Here is a 4,520-nt window from a genome sequence, read left to right as displayed (position 1 = left end):
TCGGGTAAAGCTCGCGAGACATCGGCCAGAGACGACTGCCGGTACCACCAGCCATAATTACAGGAAGTAACATAATGAAATCCTTAAATAAATAATTGCTTTATTTTACTATCAATCAATCGACCGTCGGGTGGAATGGCCTTTTTCAGGCACGCTACCGCCATTGGCTGTCGCAACCAAAATGCGTACTGCTCCCGTGTTTCAGGCTAAACGGCACCCTCTTTCGCTTCAGGCTATCGGCAGAACGTTCACTCAGCGGCCTGAAAAGCCAGCCTGACGGAACGGGTGTCCTGAAAACCTAAAAGCAGAGATATGTCCTGGGACATATCTCTGCTTTTAATATGCATCTGTCCTCACCTGGCCGCGAAATGCCCCACACTTTCCGCATTTGCCGCCGGGTTAACCATCAGGACTTTCTCATTTACGCAGGGTATCACGCGTGCGCTTTCCGCCACCGACGAAAGGGAAACGGGCGGCCTGCCGGTGTCAGCAAGCGTCAGAAAGGAGCGTCCACGATGCGGGGAAAGATAAGAAGAGACATCGCTATCGCCGCCAGGGAGACAACGCGCGGCCAGGCTTGATGGCCCTTTGCACATGGCGACGGCGCTTTGTTCCGACAGGAGGGATAAACGACTCATGCTCTACACTGCACATTCCACAAAGAAAATCGTCCGCAGATTATAGCGCTGGTCGCGGGGAATAAAAATAAAAAAGCCTACTGATTAATGGATTACTCAAATAATACACATTATAAACATTCACTAAACAAACAAAACCAATCTAATCCATTGATATTAATCAAAAAACCAGAGAAAACACTACAGAGATTTTGCCCATTTGCTAAATCATCCGCTGACGAAAATATATCTTTAAACAAAATTACGCCATACCGGGGGGATTGGCGACCTTTATGATTGCGCCATGAATCGCTAAACCGCTGACAGGTCACAAGGTTATTATTCGACAGCTAACAGTCAAATGAGAAACGTTGTTATTTATCAGCCTTTGCCACCACGATTTTGCCAGAAAAAAGCGCCCTTCACTTCGCGCCTGGCGGATAAGACGCGGCAAAGCAAGTGATCCCAGCCGCAAGCCAGTGTAAAATCGGCCGTTATGTAGAACGGGATATCCACACCCCGGAGGAAAAATATGAAGTTTTTGGTCACTGGTGCCGCAGGTTTTATCGGCTTTCATATCGCGCAGCGCCTGCTGAATGAAGGGCATGACGTTGTCGGGATCGACAACATGAACGACTACTATGACGTCAGCCTGAAGCAGGCCCGTCTGGATCGCCTGTCCTCTTCGGCATTCCATTTCCAGCAGCTGGATCTTGCCGACCGTGAAGGTATGGCGACGCTGTTCGCCGCAGAACAGTTTGACCGCGTGATCCACCTGGCGGCCCAGGCCGGCGTGCGCTATTCGCTGGAAAACCCGTATGCCTACGCCGACGCAAACCTGATGGGGTACCTGAATATTCTGGAAGGCTGCCGCCATACCAAAGTGAAACACCTGGTATACGCCTCCTCCAGCTCGGTTTACGGCCTTAACCGCAAAATGCCGTTCTCCACGGAGGATTCCGTCGATCATCCGGTTTCCCTGTACGCCGCCACCAAGAAAGCCAATGAGCTGATGGCGCATACCTATTCCCATCTGTACGGCATCCCGACCACCGGGCTGCGCTTCTTTACGGTCTATGGTCCGTGGGGCCGCCCGGATATGGCGCTGTTCAAGTTCACGAAAGCGATGCTGGCAGGGAAAAGTATCGACGTTTACAACTACGGCAAGATGAAGCGCGATTTCACCTATATCGACGATATCGTCGAGGCGGTGGTGCGCGTTCAGGATGTGATCCCGCAGGCCAATGCCGACTGGACCGTTGAGAGCGGTTCCCCGGCCACCAGCTCCGCGCCGTACCGGGTCTATAACATTGGCAACAGCTCGCCGGTGGAACTGATGGATTATATCACCGCCCTGGAAGAAGCCCTGGGGATGGAAGCGAAGAAGAATATGATGCCGATTCAGCCGGGCGATGTGCTGGACACCAGCGCAGACACCCAGCCGCTGTATGACCTGGTGGGCTTTAAGCCACAGACATCAGTGAAAGAAGGCGTGAAGAACTTCGTGGAGTGGTATAAGGATTACTATAAGATCTAACCTGTCTCTGCCCTGCCGCAATCCGCTGATTGCGGCAACGGATAAGCATCCCGCATTGTCTTCCTTTATCATTCATTTCTTTATCCGAGCCTGGCACAGGCTATACTTTTTTGTGCTAAAGAATAATTTTTACTGGTTTTAACGACGGTGCTGAAACCAGTTTCATCTGCCCGCCAGCGAAAAAGCCAACAACTTTAAGCCTGGTCCCCTGCTGTCACTCTTTTCAATACTATTTTTAATGGCTCCTTCAGCATTTTCTCCTGATAAATAAAAGACATTATTTTCTGTAGGAATTTTCTTAAGAACAGGATATGTTAGAGATCGCAATTCAGCGCTTTCGGGCTGAAGTGTTGCTTAACATGCTAATGATTCAACCAACAAAAAGCTGTGGTAGATATTATGGAAAACCTATTTTTTTTAGTGGTGGCTGCCATACTACTTGCTGTGTCTGTTTTCTTTTTAATTTCATATCTGAGAGACAGAAAGAAAACAAAACTGACGTTTAATAAACGCAAGTGGTAAGACGCGCTCCATATTGCATTTAGATTAAGATAATATTAAGAGATAAAAAAATGATATGACAGAATGACCGTTCATTCTGCGTTTTGGCGTGGCCTTAAGGCAAGAAAAAATAACGTTACTCGCGCCCTGTTCCTCATATTTCCCCAGGGCATAAATAACAAAAGCCTGCGTTGCAGGCTTCGTTTTACCTCCCGGCGCTTATCTCCGGCATCTACATCACAGTGACGGTAGCTCTTTACAAGGTAAGTTTAACTTATCGGACCTGTTTTCAACCCGCAACGGGTTTTGAGCAGGAGCGTAATGTCCATCACAATTTATTGAGGTTAATCTGAATATACGAGAAATACGCGCAGTGAGGGATATAGTGGGGAGATAAAGAAGCATACTGGCGGCGGGGAGCCGCCAGTGCCAGACAGGCAGAATTAATCGTTACCAAACAGATCGCGGGTATAAACCTTATCCGCGACATCCGCCAGCTCTTCCGCCATACGGTTAGAAATGATCACATCCGCCTCTTGTTTGAAGGCATCCAGGTCGCGCACGACGCGGGAGTTGAAGAACTCATCTTCCTGCATCACCGGTTCATAGATAATAACCGGGATACCTTTCGCCTTGATGCGCTTCATGATGCCCTGAATAGAAGAGGCACGGAAGTTGTCTGACCCGCTCTTCATGATCAGGCGATACACACCCACCACTTTCGGCTTGCGGGCGAGAATAGAATCCGCGATAAAGTCTTTACGGGTACGGTTGGCATCGACGATAGCCGCGATGATGTTGTTCGGGACCGATTCGTAGTTCGCCAGCAGCTGCTTGGTGTCTTTCGGCAGGCAGTAGCCGCCGTAGCCAAAGGACGGATTGTTATAGTGGTTGCCGATCCGCGGATCCAGGCAAACCCCTTCAATAATCTGCTTGCTGTTCAGCCCCTGGCTTTCAGCATAGCTGTCGAGTTCGTTGAAATAGGCAACGCGCAGCGCCAGATAGGTGTTAGCGAACAGTTTGATCGCTTCCGCTTCGGTGGAGTCGGTAAACAGGGTCGGGATATCCTGCTTGATCGCACCTTCTTTCAGCAGGTCTGCGAAACGTTCGGCACGCGCAGAGCGCTCACCGATGACAATACGCGACGGGTGCAGGTTGTCGTACAGCGCACGGCCTTCACGCAGGAACTCAGGGGAGAAAATAACATTATCAATCCCTAAACGTTCTTTGATGTCGCGGGTGAAACCCACCGGGATGGTCGATTTAATGATCATCACGGCGTTCGGGTTGATCTCGGTGACATCGCGAATAACCGCTTCCACCGTAGAGGTGTTGAAGTAGTTAGTTTTGGGATCGTAATCGGTCGGCGTCGCAATGATCACGTAGTCGGCATTACGGTATGCGTCGTGCTTGTCCGTGGTGGCACGGAAATTTAACGGTTTTTCTGCCAGATATTCCTGAATCTCTTTATCGACAATCGGAGAGATCTTCTGGTTAAGCATATCCACTTTGGCCTGTACGATATCCAGGGCCACCACTTCGTGGTTTTGCGCAATCAGGATACCGTTCGATAAACCAACATAACCTGTACCGGAAATAGTAATTTTCATGAGATTACACTTTAATCAGTTAACTGGATAATGGCGGATAGCCACGAAATTAAATAATGCTGTGGGCGGTTTTACGCTTTGACCAGTGGGATGTCAAGAATAAGCCATAAGGTCAATAATACGATTAAAATCTGACCCTATGGCTTCCATTATGGATAATGCATTACTTGAGAAGAGCTAAAATCTCTTCGGTTTTTGCATTCATCAACGCCGTATCCGCTCTGGACTCAACGTTCAGGCGCACCACCGGCTCCG

The 4,520-nt window shown here is 49.2% G+C and carries 4 protein-coding genes and 1 pseudogene; 2 read left to right on the top strand and 3 right to left on the bottom strand.

Annotation, left to right across the window (positions count from 1 at the left end; translation table 11 throughout):
* The coding region (locus ABLV04_RS08335) for a sugar phosphate nucleotidyltransferase (RefSeq protein ID WP_142245722.1) at positions 1-73 on the bottom strand (73 nt) is incomplete at its 3' end.
* A 1,076-nt stretch (positions 74-1,149) separates the two neighbouring features.
* On the opposite strand from ABLV04_RS08335, the gene ABLV04_RS08330 reads away from it, so the two are divergent.
* Both ABLV04_RS08330 and ABLV04_RS08325 read left to right on the top strand, forming a co-directional pair.
* Entirely contained in the window at positions 1,150-2,154 is a 1,005-nt protein-coding gene (locus ABLV04_RS08330) for an NAD-dependent epimerase (protein ID WP_348815585.1), read from the top strand.
* Positions 2,155-2,553: 399 nt separating this feature from the next.
* Positions 2,554-2,676, top strand: coding sequence for a small membrane protein (locus ABLV04_RS08325; protein WP_072414171.1), 123 nt, complete (start codon positions 2,554-2,556; stop codon positions 2,674-2,676).
* Between the two features lie 422 nt (positions 2,677-3,098).
* Here ABLV04_RS08325 and ugd read toward each other — a convergent pair whose 3' ends face one another.
* Together ugd and ABLV04_RS08315 are read right to left on the bottom strand one after the other, a co-directional pair.
* Entirely contained in the window at positions 3,099-4,265 is a 1,167-nt protein-coding gene (ugd, locus tag ABLV04_RS08320; RefSeq protein WP_000704810.1) for a UDP-glucose 6-dehydrogenase, read from the bottom strand.
* Positions 4,266-4,428: 163 nt separating this feature from the next.
* A pseudogene (locus ABLV04_RS08315) lies at positions 4,429-4,520 on the bottom strand (phosphomannomutase); the annotation flags it as partial.

The organism is Klebsiella sp. JN_Kp127 (genome assembly GCF_040062505.1).
GTDB lineage: Bacteria > Pseudomonadota > Gammaproteobacteria > Enterobacterales > Enterobacteriaceae > Klebsiella > Klebsiella quasipneumoniae.
This window is presented reverse-complemented; position numbering and strand designations above follow the sequence as displayed.

Bases quoted from the DNA above. Each gene is read 5' to 3' on its own strand.
- ABLV04_RS08330 (WP_348815585.1), top strand. From the start codon at position 1,150: ATGAAGTTTTTGGTCACTGGTGCCGCAGGTTTTATCGGCTTTCATATC.
- ABLV04_RS08325 (WP_072414171.1), top strand. From the start codon at position 2,554: ATGGAAAACCTATTTTTTTTAGTGGTGGCTGCCATACTACTTGCTGTG.
- ugd (WP_000704810.1), bottom strand. From the start codon at position 4,265: ATGAAAATTACTATTTCCGGTACAGGTTATGTTGGTTTATCGAACGGT.